The 17793-nt window shown below is 67.3% G+C and carries 17 protein-coding genes and 2 pseudogenes; 12 read left to right on the top strand and 7 right to left on the bottom strand.

Annotation, left to right across the window (positions count from 1 at the left end; translation table 11 throughout):
- Positions 1-3: 3 nt before the first annotated feature.
- Positions 4-1827 (bottom strand): glycosyltransferase family 9 protein, encoded by a 1824-nt coding sequence (locus tag MTHMO_RS01975; RefSeq protein ID WP_202213292.1) that lies wholly within the window; start codon positions 1825-1827, stop codon positions 4-6.
- A 168-nt stretch (positions 1828-1995) separates the two neighbouring features.
- Here MTHMO_RS01975 and MTHMO_RS10805 point away from each other — a divergent pair, with 168 nt between their 5' ends.
- The 3 genes and pseudogenes from MTHMO_RS10805 to MTHMO_RS10795 all read left to right on the top strand — a co-directional run.
- On the top strand, positions 1996-2574 hold the full coding sequence (locus MTHMO_RS10805; RefSeq protein ID WP_237394705.1) for a hypothetical protein: 579 nt from the start codon (positions 1996-1998) through the stop codon (positions 2572-2574).
- 7 nt (positions 2575-2581) lie between these two features.
- Complete coding sequence (locus MTHMO_RS10800; protein ID WP_237394704.1) at positions 2582-2947, top strand: transposase; 366 nt, start codon at positions 2582-2584, stop codon at positions 2945-2947.
- A gap of 66 nt (positions 2948-3013) precedes the next feature.
- Positions 3014-3667 (top strand): annotated as a pseudogene (locus tag MTHMO_RS10795) (IS1634 family transposase); the annotation flags it as partial.
- Positions 3668-3736: 69 nt separating this feature from the next.
- Here the strand turns inward: MTHMO_RS10795 and cas3u are convergent.
- From cas3u to MTHMO_RS01950, 4 genes are all read right to left on the bottom strand, one after another.
- On the bottom strand, positions 3737-5500 hold the full coding sequence (gene cas3u / locus MTHMO_RS01965; RefSeq protein WP_202213291.1) for a type I-U CRISPR-associated helicase/endonuclease Cas3: 1764 nt from the start codon (positions 5498-5500) through the stop codon (positions 3737-3739).
- The gene (gene csb2, locus MTHMO_RS01960) at positions 5497-6339 is read right to left on the bottom strand and encodes a type I-U CRISPR-associated protein Csb2 (RefSeq protein ID WP_202213290.1); all 843 of its coding nucleotides are present in this window, start codon (positions 6337-6339) and stop codon (positions 5497-5499) included. The genes cas3u and csb2 overlap by 4 nt, the downstream gene beginning before the upstream one ends.
- Positions 6340-6437: 98 nt before the next feature.
- Positions 6438-6716 (bottom strand): hypothetical protein, encoded by a 279-nt coding sequence (locus MTHMO_RS01955; RefSeq protein WP_202213289.1) that lies wholly within the window; start codon positions 6714-6716, stop codon positions 6438-6440.
- A gap of 79 nt (positions 6717-6795) precedes the next feature.
- Positions 6796-7095 (bottom strand): hypothetical protein, encoded by a 300-nt coding sequence (locus MTHMO_RS01950; protein WP_202213288.1) that lies wholly within the window; start codon positions 7093-7095, stop codon positions 6796-6798.
- A 149-nt stretch (positions 7096-7244) separates the two neighbouring features.
- On the opposite strand from MTHMO_RS01950, the gene MTHMO_RS01945 reads away from it, so the two are divergent.
- From MTHMO_RS01945 to MTHMO_RS01935, 3 genes and pseudogenes are all read left to right on the top strand, one after another.
- Positions 7245-8666, top strand: a complete 1422-nt coding sequence (locus MTHMO_RS01945) for a mannose-1-phosphate guanylyltransferase/mannose-6-phosphate isomerase (protein WP_202213287.1) — start codon at positions 7245-7247, stop codon at positions 8664-8666.
- Between the two features lie 67 nt (positions 8667-8733).
- Complete coding sequence (locus MTHMO_RS01940) at positions 8734-10551, top strand: ABC transporter ATP-binding protein (RefSeq protein WP_202213286.1); 1818 nt, start codon at positions 8734-8736, stop codon at positions 10549-10551.
- Positions 10552-10603: 52 nt separating this feature from the next.
- Positions 10604-11443: pseudogene (locus tag MTHMO_RS01935) on the top strand (cation diffusion facilitator family transporter); the annotation flags it as partial.
- Between the two features lie 33 nt (positions 11444-11476).
- Here the strand turns inward: MTHMO_RS01935 and MTHMO_RS01930 are convergent.
- Positions 11477-11929 carry a DoxX family protein gene (locus MTHMO_RS01930; protein ID WP_202213285.1) on the bottom strand — a complete coding sequence of 151 codons (453 nt, stop codon included), beginning with the start codon at positions 11927-11929 and terminating at the stop codon, positions 11477-11479.
- Between the two features lie 183 nt (positions 11930-12112).
- Between MTHMO_RS01930 and MTHMO_RS10790 the strand changes: the two genes are divergently transcribed.
- From MTHMO_RS10790 to MTHMO_RS01910, 4 genes are all read left to right on the top strand, one after another.
- On the top strand, positions 12113-13144 hold the full coding sequence (locus MTHMO_RS10790) for a class I SAM-dependent methyltransferase (RefSeq protein WP_237394703.1): 1032 nt from the start codon (positions 12113-12115) through the stop codon (positions 13142-13144).
- Positions 13145-13219: 75 nt separating this feature from the next.
- Positions 13220-13882, top strand: coding sequence for a CmcI family methyltransferase (locus MTHMO_RS01920; protein WP_237394702.1), 663 nt, complete (start codon positions 13220-13222; stop codon positions 13880-13882).
- Between the two features lie 31 nt (positions 13883-13913).
- The gene (locus tag MTHMO_RS01915) at positions 13914-14237 is read left to right on the top strand and encodes an NAD(P) transhydrogenase subunit alpha (RefSeq protein WP_202213284.1); all 324 of its coding nucleotides are present in this window, start codon (positions 13914-13916) and stop codon (positions 14235-14237) included.
- Positions 14238-14239: 2 nt separating this feature from the next.
- Positions 14240-15643: an NAD(P)(+) transhydrogenase (Re/Si-specific) subunit beta gene (locus MTHMO_RS01910; RefSeq protein ID WP_202213283.1), complete on the top strand. Its 1404-nt coding sequence runs from the start codon at positions 14240-14242 to the stop codon at positions 15641-15643.
- A 258-nt stretch (positions 15644-15901) separates the two neighbouring features.
- Here MTHMO_RS01910 and MTHMO_RS01905 read toward each other — a convergent pair whose 3' ends face one another.
- Positions 15902-16693: an NYN domain-containing protein gene (locus tag MTHMO_RS01905; RefSeq protein WP_202213282.1), complete on the bottom strand. Its 792-nt coding sequence runs from the start codon at positions 16691-16693 to the stop codon at positions 15902-15904.
- A gap of 132 nt (positions 16694-16825) precedes the next feature.
- On the opposite strand from MTHMO_RS01905, the gene MTHMO_RS01900 reads away from it, so the two are divergent.
- Positions 16826-17338, top strand: a complete 513-nt coding sequence (locus MTHMO_RS01900; protein ID WP_202213281.1) for a nucleotidyltransferase domain-containing protein — start codon at positions 16826-16828, stop codon at positions 17336-17338.
- A gap of 20 nt (positions 17339-17358) precedes the next feature.
- A complete protein-coding gene (locus MTHMO_RS01895; RefSeq protein ID WP_202213280.1) occupies positions 17359-17784 on the top strand; it encodes a HEPN domain-containing protein in 426 nt (141 codons plus the stop codon).
- Positions 17785-17793 lie beyond the last annotated feature (9 nt).

The raw sequence follows: 17793 nt of genomic DNA, 5'->3' as shown, positions 1-17793 counted from the left end.
CCCTCATCGGCCTCGCGACGGCTCTTCATCCGAGCCGGCCTCTTCCCCGAGCCAAAAGAGCACTTCCCGGATCACCGCATCGGGGGGGATGCTCTCCAGGCAGGCCATCGCATAGGGGCACTCCTCCGCCCGCAAGAGAGAGCAGGGGGAGCAGGAGGTGGGAACGCGGAGCACGCTCACCCTTTCCCCCACCGGATGGAAGACCCGGAAGTCGACCGTGCCCGAATAGGGGATCACCACGGGAATGCCGGCGAGGGAAGCCGCGATATGACTCACGCCTGAATTGTTGCCGACCAGCACCCGCGCCTCGGCGAGATACCGGGGAAGCTCCTCAAGGCCGACCTCGCCGACGAGGTTGCGGCAGCGCTCCGAGGGGATGCCCTGCGCGATCCGCTCGGCATCCCTTCGGTCGCCCGCGCCGCCCAGTAGCAGGATCGAGCATTGGTGCTCCTCCGCCAATTTCCGGCAGACTTCCGAGAAGCGGCCGACGCTCCACTGCCGGGCCGTGCTTCCCGCCCCCGGGGCGACCGCGACCAAGCGCTCGGGCCTTGGTGCTCCTCGCGGCCTCTCCCGCGGAGGAGCCGCCGCCGGCACCACGGCCGCTTCCACCGCGCGGACGAGCAGGAGGGCCGAAATCTCCCAGTTGAGCCCATGCCGGTTCTTCTCCCCGGGAGCAAAGACCCGGGGATCCGGCAGGGCAATGTCCAGAAAGACATCGGCCTCGGGAGCCGAGAATCCCGCCCGGAGCCTCGCCCGGACGAACCCCAGGAGAAATCTCGTCTCGGTTCCCATCCGCAGGTCGATCGCGAGATCGTACTCGCCCAGGCCGCGGGCGATCGCGGCGAAATCCGACCCGATCCGCCGCAGCTTGGGCGGACTCGGCCTCCAATCGCCCGATTCCGCCGGAAAGAAGCAAAAGGAGAGGATCCGCTGGAAATGGCCGCACCGCTTGGCCAGGGGGAGGTTCCAGGGACCGCAGATCAGGTCGATTTCCCCTTCCGGCCAGAGCGAGCGCAAAAGGCCGAATGCCGGCAGCCTTGACACGAAATCCCCGATATGGTCGAGCTGCAGGACCAGGATGCGCGGCTTCCCGGGCAACCGGTCCCCATACCTCCCTACTCCCGAAAGACGGCGCACCTCCAATGCCCCCACCGCCGTAGCCTCCCGGGGAATCGGCGGCAACGGCTCTTCCTTCTCGCCGTGGGGCTTCCGGCGAAACATGCCGCGCATCCTCCGCTCCAGCCGCCGCAGGGGGCTCGCGCTCCGCGCCCGGTGGAATCGCTCGTTTTCTTGGGAAAGCCGCTGCGTCAGCCGGAGCAGCTCCGCCCGCTCCCTCCGGAGCCCTTTGATCTCCTCCGCATGACGGAAGGGAATGAAATCGTCGCCCGCGCCGACGCCCTCCTCCAGCCACGCCCTCTTCTCCGACCGCTCCCGCGCGAGATAGAAGCGGCTGTGGCCGTCCGAGCGGATGAGAGCATACCCCCGAGAGAGAAGAAACTCCTCCCCGATGGCCTTCTGCTCCTCCCCCGGGTCCCCGCTCCTTTCCAGGAGTACGATCCAGGGTTTCGCCCGGGAAAAAGGAAAGCGGCGAAGAAGACGGCCCGGCCATCCACTGCCCGCCGCCTTCAAGAAGTGAATCTCTCCGGACGGGCTTTCGTCCGCCAGGGCACCCAAAGTGTAGAGCGAGCCCCCGTTTCCCTCCAAGATCAGGCCCTCCGCGCAGAGCCCATCCCGCGGTTCAGCGGCAAACATGGCCAGAAGAGCGACGTCGCTGGGCCGAGCGGCACAAAAGATCTCGAAGAGGTTCCGGTCGCCGACGACGTTCACCCCGCGCCTACCGGCCCATGTTTGGTGAAAAGCGGCCTTTTTGACGACGGCTCCAGGGTTGGGGAAGGACATTTTGCAAAAATGTAGTGCCACACTGTGAACAACTTGGCCGCATGAAAGTGGCCTTTTGTGCTTGCGATTCACGGTGACGACCGGTAATGCTATTTCATGTTTCTGCGCACCCTGCGGTTGCGTCGGAAGGACGGGAGCGAGGCGGAGTATGTCCGCTTGGTGGAAAGCTACCGGGAAAAGGGACAGGTCAAGCAGCGGATTGTCGCGACTCTTGGCCGCAAGGATCTCTTGGCACCCCACTTGGATCGGCTCGCGGAGTTGCTCGGGCGGAGCGCGCCGGCTTCTCGGAGAGCGCTTGAGCCTCAGGAATCCACAGTTTGGGGTCCAACGCTTGTCGCCAGACATCTCTGGAAGGAGCTGGGTATGGAAGAGCTCTTGGGGGAGAAGCGCGGGAGGGGTAAAGGGCTCTCGCTTGGCGAACGGGCGTTCGTCCTTGTGGCCAACCGGCTCTTGTCCCCGGGGAGCGAACACGCCTTGGCCCAGTGGCTGGAGACCGGCTACGTTCCCGACGGGAGAGGAGAGCGGATCCGGCCGGTCTGGAAGCAGAATGGCCGAGTTCGGGTCGACCACCGCTTCCTTTGGCCGTGGTACCGGACCCTTGACGAGCTCATAGGGCGGAAGGAGCGGACCCTAGGAAGGGCTCTTTGCCCGGCTGCGGGATCTCTTTTCTCTTAAGCCCGAGATGGTCTTCTATGATTTGACTTCCTCCTATTTCGAAGGGGAAGGCCCCGAGGGTTTGGCTCAATACGGCTACAGCCGGGATCAGCGGGAGGGAAACCGGCAGATCCTCTTGGGAGTCGTCATGGCCAATGGCTGGCCGATTGCCCACCATGTCTTCCGGGGCAATCGGCACGATTCGGAAACAGTTCTGCCGATCGTCGCCGATTTGGAGAAACGCTTCGGGTTGCGTCGGATCGTCTTCGTCGGGGACCGGGGGATGGTGAGCATGGCCAACTTGGGCTTCCTGTGGAGCCAGGGGCATGGGTTTTTGGTCGGCTTACGCCGACGAAGGAGCCCGGAGGTCTTGGAGTATGTCCGCAAGGCCTAGAGCGGTTCCTGGCAGCCCTGCTCTCCGGAGGAAAAGGATCGGGTCTGCGAAGTCGAGGGAGCGCTTCCCGGGCAGCGGATCGTCGTGGTCGAAAGCGCTGAGCGGCGGGCCTACGAGCAGGCCATGCGGGAGAGGGATGTCACGAAGACCCGGGAAGAGTTGGGCAAACTCGCCAAGCGTATCGAAAAAGGAGAGCTTCGGAATCGGGAAGAGATCGGCAGCTCCGTCGCCCGAATCCTCTCTCTCCATCGCGGCCACCGCTACTTCCGCTGGAGTCTGCGGGCAGGCAAGCTCCAAGTGTCCGAAGAGCCGGTGGAGACCGAAAAGCTTCTGGAGGGGAAGTACGTGATCCTCACCGAGGAAAAGGATCTCTCCCCGCTCGAGGCGGTCCGGGCCTACAAGGAGCTCTCCGAGGTGGAAAGAGCCTTCCGGAAGCTCAAGGACGTGCTCGAGCTTCGTCCGATCTACCACCACAATCCCAAACGGGTGCGGGCGCACGTCTTCGTCGCCGCCTTGGCCTTCCTGCTCGACCGGCTCCTGGAGAAGAAGCTCAAGGCGGCCAATCTGCCCTTCTCCAGCGAGCAAGCTTGGGTTGCCCTCCGAACCATCCATCTGGTGGATTTCTCCTTCGGAAGCGAAAAACGTCGCGGGGTCACCGCCGCGAATCATCAGGCCCGGCAAATCCTCTCCGCCTTACGCATCTCTGCCCGGGAGCCGTAGCCGACCGCAAAGGGCAAAAATAGCCCCTGTAGTGCCAATTGGAAATGACGGGTACTGTCTCGCAACGACTTACAAGACCTTCCCCCAAACATGGGCCAGGGCTTGCCCGCGTTCCTCCAACCAACGGCGCACCGCCCAGAGCGGCAAGGCAATCGCTTCGGCTGAGCGGGGCGGAACGAGCAGCAGAAGGCGGCGGACCTGCTCGTCGTTCTGGTTCTTCGGATCGATGTCGCCGCGCCAAAGGATGGTGATCGCGTCCGGCTGGCGGGATGTTCCATGGAGGTAGAGGGCAACCTCCGGATCGGCCGCCGGGATGGGCGATGTCTGGCTCAACAGGTCAAGGTGGGCGGGCAGGAGAACAGGCGCGTCGTCTTTCCTAGAAAGGGCGTCCTTTTCCATGCGGACAGCGAAATCGCGCAGACCGAACTCCACGATCGGATCGCTGCCGTTCGCAGCCGCCGCCTCCTGTAGGCAATCCCATGCCTGCCGGATCGCCTTGCCGTAGACCGGATCGTCGGTTCGCGCGGAAAGATCGGATTTCGCGGCAAGGATGACGGCATACGGCCGGATATCTCTTCCCGCACGGTTGAGACGGCCGAAGCGCTGGCGTAGTGCGTCCAACGGGGCGGCTTCGGTGATGAGCGCATCGAGATCAATATCCACGCCCGCTTCGATGCATTGCGTAGCAACGACGACAAGCGGCTTTTGGAGCGTGCGTTCGGCGCCGGTCCGGATCGACGCAAGCTGATCGGCAACGTTGTCCCGATCCACCGGACGGCTCGGACCGATCAACAGGAGGCAATCCGCTTCTTCCGCGCCAATCTCTTCCCGCAATTGCCGAAAGACCTCCCGCGCACGGACGACGCGATTGACCACCACGCCGATGGCGGGGGGAGGAGCGCCGCGGAAGCGATCGATGGAGGCATGAACTTCTTTGAGGATGGCCGCGATGCGGCGGCCAAGGTCACTGTCGCCTTCTTCCGCCTCGTCACCCGCGGGGCTAGCAGCTTCTTCCCCCTTTGCTGTTCCCTTTGCCGCTTCCACAAGACGCGCAGGCTTGGAAACATTCAAACGCCTCCCCAAAACCGGGTGCACCCTGTCCTCATCCTCAAGCGGGAAGACCTCTTGCGGTGTCTGGCCGGCCGTTGCGGTAAGAAGGGCGACTCCCCAGGGTGCGGCGTATTCCGCCTCCCGCCAGTTTTTCCCCCGATATCCGTGCACCCATTCCAGCGTTTGCCGAAAGGGCTCGGCCAGATGCGCCTCATCGAGCAGGATCAGACAGTCCGACCCGATGAGGCCGGCATGAACCGGCTTCATGGAATCGGAAACCCCATAGCCGCGAAAGAGCAGGGGCGAGCCGATCTGGTCGACGGTCGAGCAGAGTATCGTCGGTTGGGAAGGGGTACGCGCCCAATTGTCCTCGCGCGGGATGCCGCCGCGCAGGCGGCGTGCGATCAGAGGCGGGCCCTCACCGGAGAGGGTTTTCAGGCGTTGCGCCACGCGCGCGGTGACGGGACCTTGCGGAGCGGCGAGTGCTTTTTGCAGCTTCTGCGCGCGTAGGAAGGCGTCGTCCACCACCAGCCTCCGGTCCACCACGAAGGCGATGCAGACGGGAGCACGCCGCCCCTTCCCGCGATCCGCTTCGAGCGAAAGATGATAGATGGCGATATCGATCGCCGCCGTCTTGCCCGAGCCGGTCGGCAAATCGAGTACCCTCGGCCATCGGCCGCTTTCGGCCACCAGACGCTGGAGGCGCGTTTGCCAAGGGAAAGGCCGGTAGCCGTGAACCTCTTCAAAGAAGGCCGCAAAATCGTCCGGCGATGCCACGATCATTCCTCCGGATCGAGAGGACGGAAGAGCCCCAGTCCCAGGAAACGTCCCGCTCCGAGAATCACCGGACCTTCGATGGGCTGAGCGAAGCGGATGACCGCATGGGTGAGTGGACGACTGGCCAGCGATCGGGGCAGACCCCATCGCATCCAGGCCGGCGATTTCCCCGATGGATAGGCCGGAGGCGCCCCCTCTATGGCCGAATGGTTGTCGGTGACGATCGCTTCCGGCTCGGGCAGATTGATGTTGCGGCAGGCGCTGGCGATCTGCGCCGCGAGTTCCTCCGGGCGCGCCTTTCCTTCTTCCTTGAGATGCCGGTCCGCCGCAATCGGCGTGACCGTGGCGAACGTTTGCGACGGGCGGGTGTACCACGCCGGGTCGAGGGAGCGTTTGCCTGCGGGCGGCTCGAAGGTCGGAGAAAGGCCGATGGAAAAGGCCCGGCCGGAGGGCGTCCCTTCTTTGGTCCTGAGCGTCAAGACCCGCCGCCCGCGCGTTTCATCCATCGGCGCAAGCGTTCTCAGCACCTTGCGGAAGCTCTCCTCCTCCAGGATTGCGCTGTGGCGCGGCGGGACGAACGCAAGGCCCAGCACGTGGCCATCCGCATAAGGAAAGCCCGTGAAGGATAAGGGAATGATGGCCAGATGCGGCGCGCGCGTGGGATTCCCGTCTGCGGCATGGCCGCTGATCACTTCCGGGATTTCCTTTCCAAGGCCGATTCGTTGATAGCCGCTAAGCAGCGCATCCCGCGCGGTCTTGGCCAGGAAGGCGCAAGCCCGCAGGTCCGGCATCCGGCCCGCGACATGCTCGAGGAGTAGCCCAGCGGTTGCCGAAGAGGCTGGCACGATGCGGCTTTGCCTCCATTACGGACACAACGCGCGCGCCGGGAAGCGGTCTTCGCCCTTCCTCGAAGGTCCGGCGGAGTTCACGGAACGACAGGCTGCTAGTGCCGGAAGAGGCCGACCGCCAGGAGCGATACCATGAGCCCCACAATCCAATAAAACTGCGTCCGCAGCGACTGCTCCAGCCGCTCGAAGCGAGCTTCCACCCGTTCGAAGCGCTGGTCGACGCGCTCGAAGCGCTGGTCGATATCGCGGCGCAGCCCGTCGAGCTTGGTCTCCACCAGGGTGAGCCGCTGCTCGACCGTCCCCAGCCGCTTATCGATCTGTTCGTAGGCCCCTTCCAAGTGGGCCATCCGCGTCTCTATGGTATCGGTGGGCATGCCTTCCCGTGGGACGATAGATCAGCCCCGCGCAACCGGCAACTACGCTCCTGGAGAACAGACGGCCCAGAGGGCCGCCCTAATGCCGAAAGAGCCCCAGCGCCAAAAGGGAAAGCATCAACCCCATCACCCAGTAAAACTGCGTCCGCAGCGACTGCTCCAGCCGCTCGAAGCGACCTTCCATCCGTTCGAAGCGACCTTCCATCCGTTCGAAGCGCTGGTCGACGCGCTCGAAGCGCTGGTCGATGTCCCGGCGGAGGCCGTCGAGCTTGGTCTCCACCAGGGTCAACCGCTGCTCGACCGTCCCCAGCCGCTTGTCGATGTGCTCATAGGCCCCTTCCAAACGGGCCATCCGCGTCTCTATGGCGTCGGTGGGCATCCTTTCCGGTGGGACGATAGATCCCGCGCGGCCCAACCGGCAAGGCCGTCCGGGGATCCGGATTGCCTTTGCTTGGGAAATCTCTTACAAGGAGTCGCCGCGGGTGGCCGGAAGGCTCGGCCTTCGGGTAGCCGGAAAGCAGCAATTTCATGGACACCGACTCTCTGGTTCCGGTCATCCTGGCGGGGGGAGCGGGAACCCGCCTCTGGCCCCTTTCCCGGAGGGGGAGGCCCAAGCCTTTTCTCGAGCTGCCCGACGGCCGCTCCCTCTTTGCACGGGCGCTCGCCCAGGCCCGGTCGCTGCCCGGGGCGGCCGCGCCCGTGGCGGTCCTCCACCGGGACTACCTCTTCCAGGCCCGGGACGCGGCCGGGGAGGGGGCGCTCCGCTATCTTTTGGAGCCGATCGCGCGGAACACGGCCCCGGCCATCGGCGCGGCGGCTTGCTGGCTGCGCGAGCGGGCCGGCCCCCAAACCGTTCTCCTGGTCCTTCCCGCCGATCACCGGATCGAGGAAGGACCCGCCTTCGGCCGGGCGGTGGGCCAGGCGGTCGAGCTGGCGCGGCGGGGGTATCTGGTCACTTTCGGGATCGTGCCCCGAAGCGCCCATACCGGATACGGCTACATCGAGCGGGGGGAGGCGATCGGGGAGGAGACTTTTTTGGGCCACGCGGTCGCCCGCTTCATCGAGAAGCCGGACCGGGGGCGGGCGGAAGCCTTCGCGGCTTCCGGCCGCCACTTCTGGAATGCGGGGATCTTCTGCTTCCGGGCCGATGCGCTCATGGCGGCCCTGGCCGAATGGGCGCCCGAGATCGACCGGGGGGTCGAGCGGTGCGTGGCGGGGATCCGGGAAAGGGACGGGGTCGGCGAGCTGCCGCCCGAGTTCGGCTCCCTGCCAGCGGTCTCCTTGGACTACGCGGTGCTGGAAAAGGCCCGGAAGGTGGCGGTCGTTCCCGCTCCGTTTTCCTGGAGCGACGTCGGCTCCTGGTCGAGCTATGCCGAGCTTTTGCCGGCCGACGGCCGGGGGAATCGGGTGGCGGGGGAGGCTCGTCTTCGGGATGCCGAAGGCTGCGTGGTCCATGCGCCGGACCGGCTGACCGCCCTGCTGGGGGTGCGGGATCTGCTGGTGGTCGATACGCCCGATGCCCTCTTGATCGCCAACAAGGAGCGGGACCAGGAGGTCGAAGCCGTGGTGGCCGAGCTGCGGAAAGAGGGACACCCGGCTCACCTGCTCCACCGGACGGTCCACCGGCCCTGGGGGACGTATACCGTCCTCGAAGAGGGCCCGCGCTTCGCGATCAAGCGGATCGTCGTCCGGCCGGGGAGGGCGCTCTCGCTCCAGATGCACCACCACCGGAGCGAGCACTGGGTCGTCGTGTCGGGCACGGCCAAGGTGACCCAAGGGGAGAGCGAGCGGCTGGTCCGGCCCAACGAGTCGACCTACATCCCGGCGGGCATCGTCCACCGGCTGGAGAACCCCGGATTGATCGACCTGGTGATCATCGAGGTCCAGTGCGGGGACTACGTGGGCGAGGACGACATCGTCCGGTTCGAGGACCGCTACGGCCGGGCGTGAGGGGGGCGGGCCCCCCCGGAGAAATCCCGCTTGCTTCGCCATGGGCGGGACTTGATAAAGGAAGGAAATGCGGGAGCTCTGGAAGGTCTTGCGATTCTCCACGCCCTTCCTGCGCCGGCACTGGAAGATCCTGGCGGCGGGGGTGCTCACCGGCCTGATCTTCGCCTCGATCAACGGGACCTACCTCTTCGTGCTCAAGGCGGCGATCGACAACTTCCTCGGCAACCCCGTCCCGGCGGCCGGCTCCTCCCACCATTCCCGGGCCACGATGCTCGAGGCGCTCCGGCAGTGGATGCCGATGATGGGCGCCCCGCTCGACGCCAAGCGGGTTGTCGGAGGGCTCCTGCTCCTTCCGGCGGTCGCGCTCGTCCGCGGCTGCTTCCGGCTGGCCAACGCCTACTTCATGAACCTGGCCGCCGGCCGGATCGTCGCCGATCTCCAGACGGCGGTGCTCGAGAAGCTCCACGAGCTCTCGATGGATTTCTACCACCGCTCGACGACGGGGGACCTCTCGGTGCGGATCCTCAACGACACCCAGGGCTTCTACCAGTCGATCAGCATCCTCTTCACCGACGTCACCAAGGATCCCTTCACCCTGCTGGCCATCCTCGTCTCCTGCGCGGCGATCGACTGGCGGCTCACCCTGGTCGCGGGCCTGCTGATCCCGGTCTGCATCATCCCCGCAGTCATGCTCTCGGGGAAGATCCGCCGGAGCGCGGCCAAGATCGTCTCCACCGCGGTCGAGCAGAACAACCTGCTCTTGGAGTCGGTGGCGGGGGTCCACGTGATCAAGGCCTTTTCGCTCGAGCGGCGGAACGCCGACCGGTTCCGGAAGCAGGCGAACGACCTGGCACGGCAGAGTGCCAAGATGAACACCTCGAGCTCACTGGTGAGCCCTTCGATCGACGTGATCGCCAGCTTCGCCCTCTCCCTGCTCATCCTGGTGGTCGTCTGGCAGCACGTGAGCATCGCCAACATGGCGGTGGTCGCCAACGGAGCCCTCCTCTTCTTCGCCCCGATCCGGCGGCTGGCCGACGCCAACGTGAAGATCCAGGAAGGGGCGATGAGCGCCCAGCGGCTGACGGAGCTCCTGGAGACCCCGGCGACCGTCCGGGAGGCGGACCATCCGGTTCCGATCCGGGAGTTCCGGGAGGGGATCGTCTTCGACCACGTCAGCTTCCACTACGGCAACCGGCTGGTGCTCGACGACATCTCCTTCACCGTCCCGCGGGGGGCCAAGGTGGGGATCGCGGGGCCGAGCGGAGCGGGGAAGTCGACGATCACAAGCCTCCTGCTCCGGTTCTACGATCCGGTCGCGGGGGCGATCCGGATCGACGGCCACGACCTGCGGCAGCTCAAGCTCCAGGACGCCCGGGGGCTCTTTTCCCTGGTGAGCCAGGACGTCGTGATCTTCAACCTGACCGCGGCCGAGAACATCGCGATCGGCAACCCCCACGCCACCGCGGCGGACGTCGAGGCCGCGGCCCGGATGGCGGGCGCGCACGACTTTATCCTGCAGCTGCCCAACGGCTACCAGACCAAGATCGGCGAGCGGGGGGTCCGGCTCTCCGGCGGCCAGCGCCAGCGCCTTTCCATCGCCCGCGCCTTCATCCGCAACGCGCCCATCCTGATCCTCGACGAGGCGACCTCGAACCTCGACTCCCACAGCGAGACCCAGATCCAAAGCTCGATCGAATCGCTGGAGAAGGGGCGGACCGTCATCCTGATCGCCCACCGGCTCTCGACCCTGGCCTCCTCGGACTGGATCCTGGTGCTCGAGCACGGCCGGATCGTCCAGACCGGGACCTACGCCGAGCTCCTGGAAAGGGAGGGCCCCTTCCGGCGGCTGGCCGAGAAGCAGGGCCTCTGCGCCGCCGCCGCCTGACCGGCCTCCGCCCGGCTTGCCGGATCGCCCGGGGAGGGCTAGCCTCCGAATCATGACGGCAACGGGAGCCGGCGCCCTCAGCCTGGGGATCGGGCTGCTCGTCCTCGCCGCCAAGTTCCTGGCCTACCGGCTGACGGGCTCGGTCGCCCTCTACTCCGACGCCCTCGAGTCGGTCGTCAACGTCGCGGGAGCGGCGGCGGCCCTGCTCGCCCTCCGGGTCTCCGCTGCCCCTCCGGACCGCAACCACCCTTACGGCCACACGAAGGCCGAGTACCTCTCCGCAGGCTTCGAGGGAGGGCTGATCGCGGTGGCGGCGGTGCTGATCCTGGCCGCCGCGCTCCGCCACCTCTTTGCGCCCGAGCCGCTCCCCCGGCTGGCCGAGGGGATCGTCCTTTCGGTCTCCTCGACGCTGGTCAACGGGCTGCTGGGATCCTACCTGCTGGCCCGGGCGCGGAAGGAGAGCTCCCCCGCTCTTTCGGCAGACGGGCTCCACCTCCGGACCGACGGGATCACCTCGCTCGGGATGGCCGCGGGCCTGGCCGCGGCCCAGCTGACCGGCCTCTGGCTGCTCGATCCGCTGCTCGGGCTGCTCCTGGCGGGGAACATTCTCTGGACCGGCTACCGGATCGTCCGCGACGCGCTCGGCGGGCTGATCGACGAGGGGCTGGCCCCCGCGACGGTGGCCGCGATCGAGGAGAACCTCGCCCGGGAGGGGCCCGCGTTCGCCCGCGTGCTGCGGCTGCGCAGCCGGAGGGCGGGCCGGGCGGTCTTCGTCGACCTTACCTTGGGCCTTCCCGGATCGCTGGCCGTCCGGGAAGCGCACAGGCTCTGCGACCGGATGGAGGAGGCGGTCCGGCGGGCGGTGCCCGAGGCCTCGGTCACGGTTCACGTCGAGCCGGTCGAGGAGAGCCGGCCCCCGGGGCCTTCAGATCTCCCCCGAGATCCGGTGATCGAGGGAGAAGGAGCCTCCCCCGGTGAAGAGCAGGCAGAGGCAGCCGGCGACCGCCAGGATGTGGAACTCGACGCCCTCCCCGGCCTGGGTGCCGTACCAGTTCATGAAGAGCCCGTAGCGGAGGTGGACCAGGACCGCGGCCACCGCCATGGTCATGCCTAGCGCGAAGGCGGCCGGGCGTGTGAAGAGCCCGACCAGGAGCGCCAGCGGGGCGAGCAGCTCGGTCCAGAGGGCGGCTTGGGCCAGCACGACCGGAATGTGGAGCGAGCCATGGAGGAAGCCCGTGGCGCCGGCTAATCCCTTGCCGCCGAACCAGCCGAGGACGTTCTGGGCCCCGTGGGGGAAGAAGACGACGGCCAGGCCCAGCCGCAGGAAGAAGGGGCCGATCGAGCGCCGCGTCGAAAGAATGCCGGAAAACGGGTTCATGGATAGCTCCTTGCGCGGGTGTTTCCGGTGCGGAGCCGCCATCATGCCGGGGAAGGCGCGGCCGAGACAAGCAGATCCTCTCGCCGGCCGCGCCGCCGGCGATCCGCCTTTTTCGGCCTTGAGGGGAGCGGGCCCCGGAGAGAGAATGGTCCGGCGACCGGCGCGCGGCCGGCCGGCAGGCCGATGGAAACCCCTCCCGTCCCTTCCCCGCTCTTCACGCTGGGCGACTACCTGGCGGGGATGGCGACCGGGGTCCTGGTCGCCGGCGCGGTGCGCAGCCTGATCTCCCCCGGGTTCGACATGGTGCTTGCGATGCTCCTGGGCATGGCCCTGGGCATGGGGATCCACCTGCTGCTCGGCGCCCTGCTCGGCCCCCTCCTGGGCATGTTCCAGACGATGGTTCCCGGAGCCTGGATCGGCATGTACGGGGGCATGCTCTTCGCCATGCGCGACTCGATGGGCGCGGGCTCTCCCGGCTGGGCGAAGGCCCTGGGCGTCGGCGCCCTCTTCGGGGCGGCCTCGGTGGCCGGCTTCCGCCTCTACGACCGGATCCTGCGCGGGCCGGTCAACGGGCCGGGCGAAGAGCCGGCCGAGGCCGCCGGCTCGGCCCGCCGGAAATGGGACGCGGCCAGCCGGTTCTTCGACCGGCTCACCTGGGCCGACGACCGGCGCTTCGGCCCGGAGAAGCGGAGGCTCTTCGGCCGGCTCCGGGGCCGGGGCAAGCTCCTCTTCATCGGGGCGGGGACCGGAAACGACTTCCGCTACCTCCCGCCCGACCTGGCGATGACGGCGATCGATCTAAGCCCGGAGATGCTGGCCCGGGCGGCCGCCAAGGCCGCCGGCCACCCCGCGGGCATCGAGCTTCGCCAGGCCGACGTCCAGCGGCTCCCCTTCCCCGACGGCTCCTTCGACCAGGCGCTCTCGGTCTGCACCTTCTGCTCGGTCCCCGATCCGCTGCGGGGGCTCCGGGAGGTCTACCGGGTGCTCCGGCCCGGCGGCCGCTTCTTCCTCTTCGAGCACGTCCGGAGCCGGATCGGCCCGGTGGGCGTCCTCCTCGACGTGATGACCCCGCTCTCGCGGCGGATCGGCCCCGCCCTCAACCGGGAGACGGTCGGCAACGTGAAGGCGGCGGGGTTCCGGATCGCCGGCGAGGAGAACGTCTACCTTGATATCGTGAAGTGGATCGAGGCCGAGAAGCCGGGCGAGCCGGCCTGAGGGAATTTCGCGGCCGGATCCCGACCCGCTCTTTGCCATTGGCGAAAGGAAGCCGCTTCCACTAGACTCGCGCGCATGACGCCAACGCCACCACTCTCGTGGCCGCCCATGGAGGAACGGCTCGAGGAGCCGCTCCGGAGGGTCCTCGAGCGGATGCAGGCACGGATCCTGGTCGGAACGACCTACTTCGGCGTCCACACCTTCAAATGCCCGCTCGATTTCTGGGTCTACCAGGAGCTCCTCTACGAGATCCAGCCGGAGGTCGTCGTCGAGATCGGCAACTACCGCGGCGGGAGCACGCTCGCCCTTGCCCACGTCCTGGACGCGCTCGGCAAAGGGCGGATCCTCGCCATCGACATCGACCAGCGCAAGATCGACCCGCGCGCCCGCCGGCATCCGCGAATCGCCTGGATCCAAGGGGACGCCAAGCGGCTGGCCGGAGAGGTCGCCGCCCGGATCGGAGCATCCGGGCCGGTTCTCCTCATCGAGGACAGCGACCACACCCGCGAGAACACCCTCGGGGTCCTCCGCGCCTACGCCGACCTGGTCAGCCCGGGGAGCTACCTGATCGTCGAGGATACCAACTGCCACCACGGGATCGCCGACGGCCCCTTCCCGGGCCCCTACGAGGCGGTGGCGGACTTCCTGGCCGAAGACCGCCGCTTCGTGGCGGATCGGAGCCGGGAGAGCTTCGGCATCACCTGGAATCCGCGCGGATATCTGCTCCGCGTGGGTTGAGGATCGCAAGCTTCGACCGGAGAATTTTCCAATGGAAGGACAAACCACCCTCACCGGCTTCCTGGCCATCTATCTCTTCCTCCTGGCGGCCTTCACGGGCTACGAGGTGATCTCGCGGGTGCCCGCGATCCTCCACACCCCGCTCATGTCGGGCTCCAACTTCATCCACGGCATCGTGGTCGTCGGCGCGCTCTACACGCTGCTCCACGCGACGACGGTGACCCAGCAGGCGATCGGCTTCCTCGGCGTGCTCTTCGGCGCGGCCAACGCCGCCGGCGGATACGTGGTGACGGTCCGGATGCTCCGGATGTTCCGCTCGGAAAAGCCGTCCAAGGCGGCGGAGCGGCGGAGGTAGCGATGGACTGGCTCCTCCAATCCTGCGATCTGGCCACGGCCTTCCTGCTCATCTACGGCCTCAAGCGGATGTCCTCGCCGGCCACGGCCCGCTCGGGGATCGTCCTCGCCGGGATCGGCATGCTGGTGGTGGTGCTGGCGAGCTTCCTCTACGTCTTCGGCGTGGGCGCGGAGGCCCGGCCCCGCCTGCCGGTCAACCTGCTGCTGGGCGCGCTGGCCCTCGCCCTGGGGGTCGGCTGGTCGTGGTGGCAGGGGGAGCGGGTCCCGCTGACCGCAATGCCGCAGATGGTCGCCCTCTACAACGGGATGGGCGGGGCGGCGGCCGCGGCGATCTCGGCGATCGAGCTGCTGGCCCACCCCGAAGCGAGCAACTTCCGGCTGGCCGTCGCCATCGCCGGCGGCTTCATCGGCTCCTTCTCGTTCTCGGGATCGCTCATCGCCTGGGCGAAGCTCGACGGGAAGCTGCCGAAGCCCTGGCGACCGCCCTTCCTCCAGATCGGAAACGGGCTCGTGCTCCTGACGGCGGTCGCCTCGGCCACGGCCCTGCCCGCCCTCCTCCCCAACGGGAGCCTTCTCTCTCTCTTCTTCCTCTGCTCGCTGGCCTTCGGGGCCCTGATCACGCTCCCCATCGGCGGGGCCGACATGCCCGTGGTGATCTCGCTCTGCAACGCGTGCACGGGGATCGCCGTCGGGTTCGAGGGGTACGTCCTCAACCATCCGGCCCTCATGATCGCCGGAACGGTCGTGGGCGCCGCGGGCAGCCTGCTCACCCTGCTGATGGCGCGCGCGATGAACCGCTCGCTCGGGAACATCCTCTTCAGCAACTTCGGCGAGGGAGGCAAGGAGGAGGTCCAGGTGACCGGCCAGCTCAAGCCGATCAGCCCCGAGGACGCGGCGGCCACGCTCTGCTACGCCCGCAAGGTGATCTTCGTTCCGGGCTACGGCCTGGCCGCGGCCCGCGCCCAGCAGAAGCTCTACGAGCTGGCCAAGCGGCTGCAGGAGGAGGGGGTGGAGGTCAAGTTCGCGATCCACCCGGTCGCCGGCCGGATGCCGGGGCATATGGACGTGCTGCTGGCCGAGGCGGGGGTCCCCTACGAGATGATCGTCGGCCTCGACGAGATCAACGCAGAGTTCCCGTCGACCGACGTCGCGCTGGTGGTCGGGGCCAACGACATCGTCAATCCGGCGGCCCGGACGAGCAAGGGCTCTCCGATCTACGGGATGCCGATCCTCGACGTCGACAAGGCCCGCCAGGTCTACGTGATCAAGCGCGGCCAGGGAAAGGGCTACGCGGGCATCGAGAACGCCCTCTTTACCGCCGACAACTGCCGGATGATCTACGGGGACGCCCAGGAGGTCCTCGCCCAGATGCTCCAATCGATCAAGGAGCTAGTCGGCCAACACTAGCGGCCATTTCTCGCAAGCTTTCTCCTACGGCTGGCAAAACGGGCTCGTCTGCTTCGCTCCCGCTTGGTTTTCCATGCTCGCAGTATGTCTTCATACAGCTCCGGTGGAAAACCTGCGCCCGCCTCGCACCCAAGCCCATTTGCGGCGCCTCGGCTACGAAATTTGTGAGAAATGGTCGCATCAGCGCGCGCGGCCCCTGCCCGTCAATCGCGGCCCGGAAAACGCCCGCTCTTTTCCTCCGCGACGGCGCGGGCCGCGTTAAGCGGCCCCGGAGGGGGAGACCAGATAGCCTCCCGATTTTTCATCGGGCTCAAGGTGAAGGAGCCCCTTCTTTTGGGCCTCGAGCAGAAGATCGTTGAAGGAGCGGTAGCCGAAGGCCCGCTCGTTGAACCCCGGATTGCGCCGCTTGAGCGCCTGCTTGATCATCGAACCCCAGATCCGCTCGTCCTCGCCCCTCTCCTGGACCAGGGCCTCGAGGGTTTCGACGACCATCCGCAGCGCCTTGTCGGCCGAGAGCTTGGCGGTCTTCCCCTTCGGCTTCTTCCCCCGGGGCTCGGCGACCTCCTGCGCTTCCTTCGCGTCGCGGACCAGGTCGTCGTAGTAGAGGAACTCGTCGCAGTTGTTGAGGAAGAGGTCGGAGGTCGAGTTCTTGACGCCGACCCCGATCACGGTCTTGGCGTTTTCCCGCAGCTTGCTGACCAGGGGGGAGAAGTCGGAATCCCCGCTGATGATCACGAAGGTGTCGACGTGGCCCTTGGTGTAGCAGAGGTCGAGCGCGTCGACGACCATCCGGATGTCGGCCGAGTTCTTGCCCGCTTGGCTCAGGTGCGGGATCTCGATCAGCTCGAAGGCCGCCTCGTGGAGGTCGCGCTTGAACTCCTTGTAGCGCTCGAAGTCGCAGTAGGCCTTCTTGACGACGATGTGCCCCTTGAGGAGGAGCCGCTCGAGCACCTTCCGGATGTCGAACCGGGGATAGGCCGCTTCCCGGGCGCCCAGCGCGATGTTTTCCAGGTCGAGGAAGACGGCCATCGTCGCGTCGGAGGCATTCATCGGCGGGAAGCTTCCGATCTTGGCCTTTCCTCAACTCGTTGTCGAGCCCGGGGATCCGCCCGCTCTCCGGCCGGAAGGCGCCCGGACCGGATCTCCTCGCCAACCCGGAGCGGCTGTGCGAGGATCGGAGCCATGGAGGGGAACTTCGATCCCCGCTTCCCGCAAGGCTTCGAGGAGCTCCTGCGGCGGCTGACGGCGGCCGTCCGGCGCGCCTACGGACCGCGGCTCTCGGCTCTGGCGGTCTATGGATCGGTCGGCCGGGGCAGGATGCGGCCCGATTCGGACATCGATTTCCTGCTGGTCGCCGATCCCCTCCCCCGCGGAAGGATGGCCCGGGTCGCCGAATGGGAGCCGGTCGAACGGGAGCTCGCCCCCGCGCTTGAGGAGGCGCGGGCCTTGGGAATCTCCACCGAATGGTCGCCGCTCTTCAAGACGCCGGCGGAGCTGGCGGCCGGAAGCCCGATCCTCTTCGACATGACCGAGGACGCCCGGATCCTCTGGGATCCGCAGGGGGTGCTCGCGGAGGCCCTGCGGCGGATGCGCGAGCGGCTGGCCCGCCACGGGGCGCGGCGGATCTGGAGCGGGAACGCCTGGTACTGGGTGCTCCGGCCCGGCCGCCTCCCGGGGGAACCGATCGAGATCTAACGGAGCCGGGGCGCAAGGCGATGACGGCCGAATCGTTGGCGCAGAGCTACCTGCGGAAGGCCGAGGCGCGACTGGGCTTCCTCGCCCACCTCCTCGAGGGCGGGGATTACTCCGATGTGATCCGGGAGGCGCAGGAAGCCGTCGAGCTCGCCTTGAAGGCGGTCCTCCGCCAGGCGGGGATCGAGCCGCCCCACGTCCACGATGTCTCGGCACTCCTGCGGGCGCACCGGGACTTGCTGGCCCCGCCCGTCCGCGCGCACGTCGAGGAGCTCGCCCGGATCTCCGCCCGGCTGCGGAAGGAGCGGGAGCTTTCCTTCTACGGGGATATCGACTTCATTCCGACCGAGAGCTACAGCCGGGAGGACGCCGCCCAAGCGCTGCGCGAGGCGGGCTTCGTGGTCGCCAAGGCCCGGGAGGCGGTCCCCCGGCCCCCCGCCGGCGGCTGATCGCTCCTC

Origin of the sequence: Methylacidimicrobium sp. AP8 (genome assembly GCF_903064525.1) — a bacterium.
Lineage (GTDB): Bacteria > Verrucomicrobiota > Verrucomicrobiia > Methylacidiphilales > Methylacidiphilaceae > Methylacidimicrobium.
Note: the sequence above shows the minus strand (reverse complement) of the source record. Positions and strands in the feature narration are given on the sequence as shown.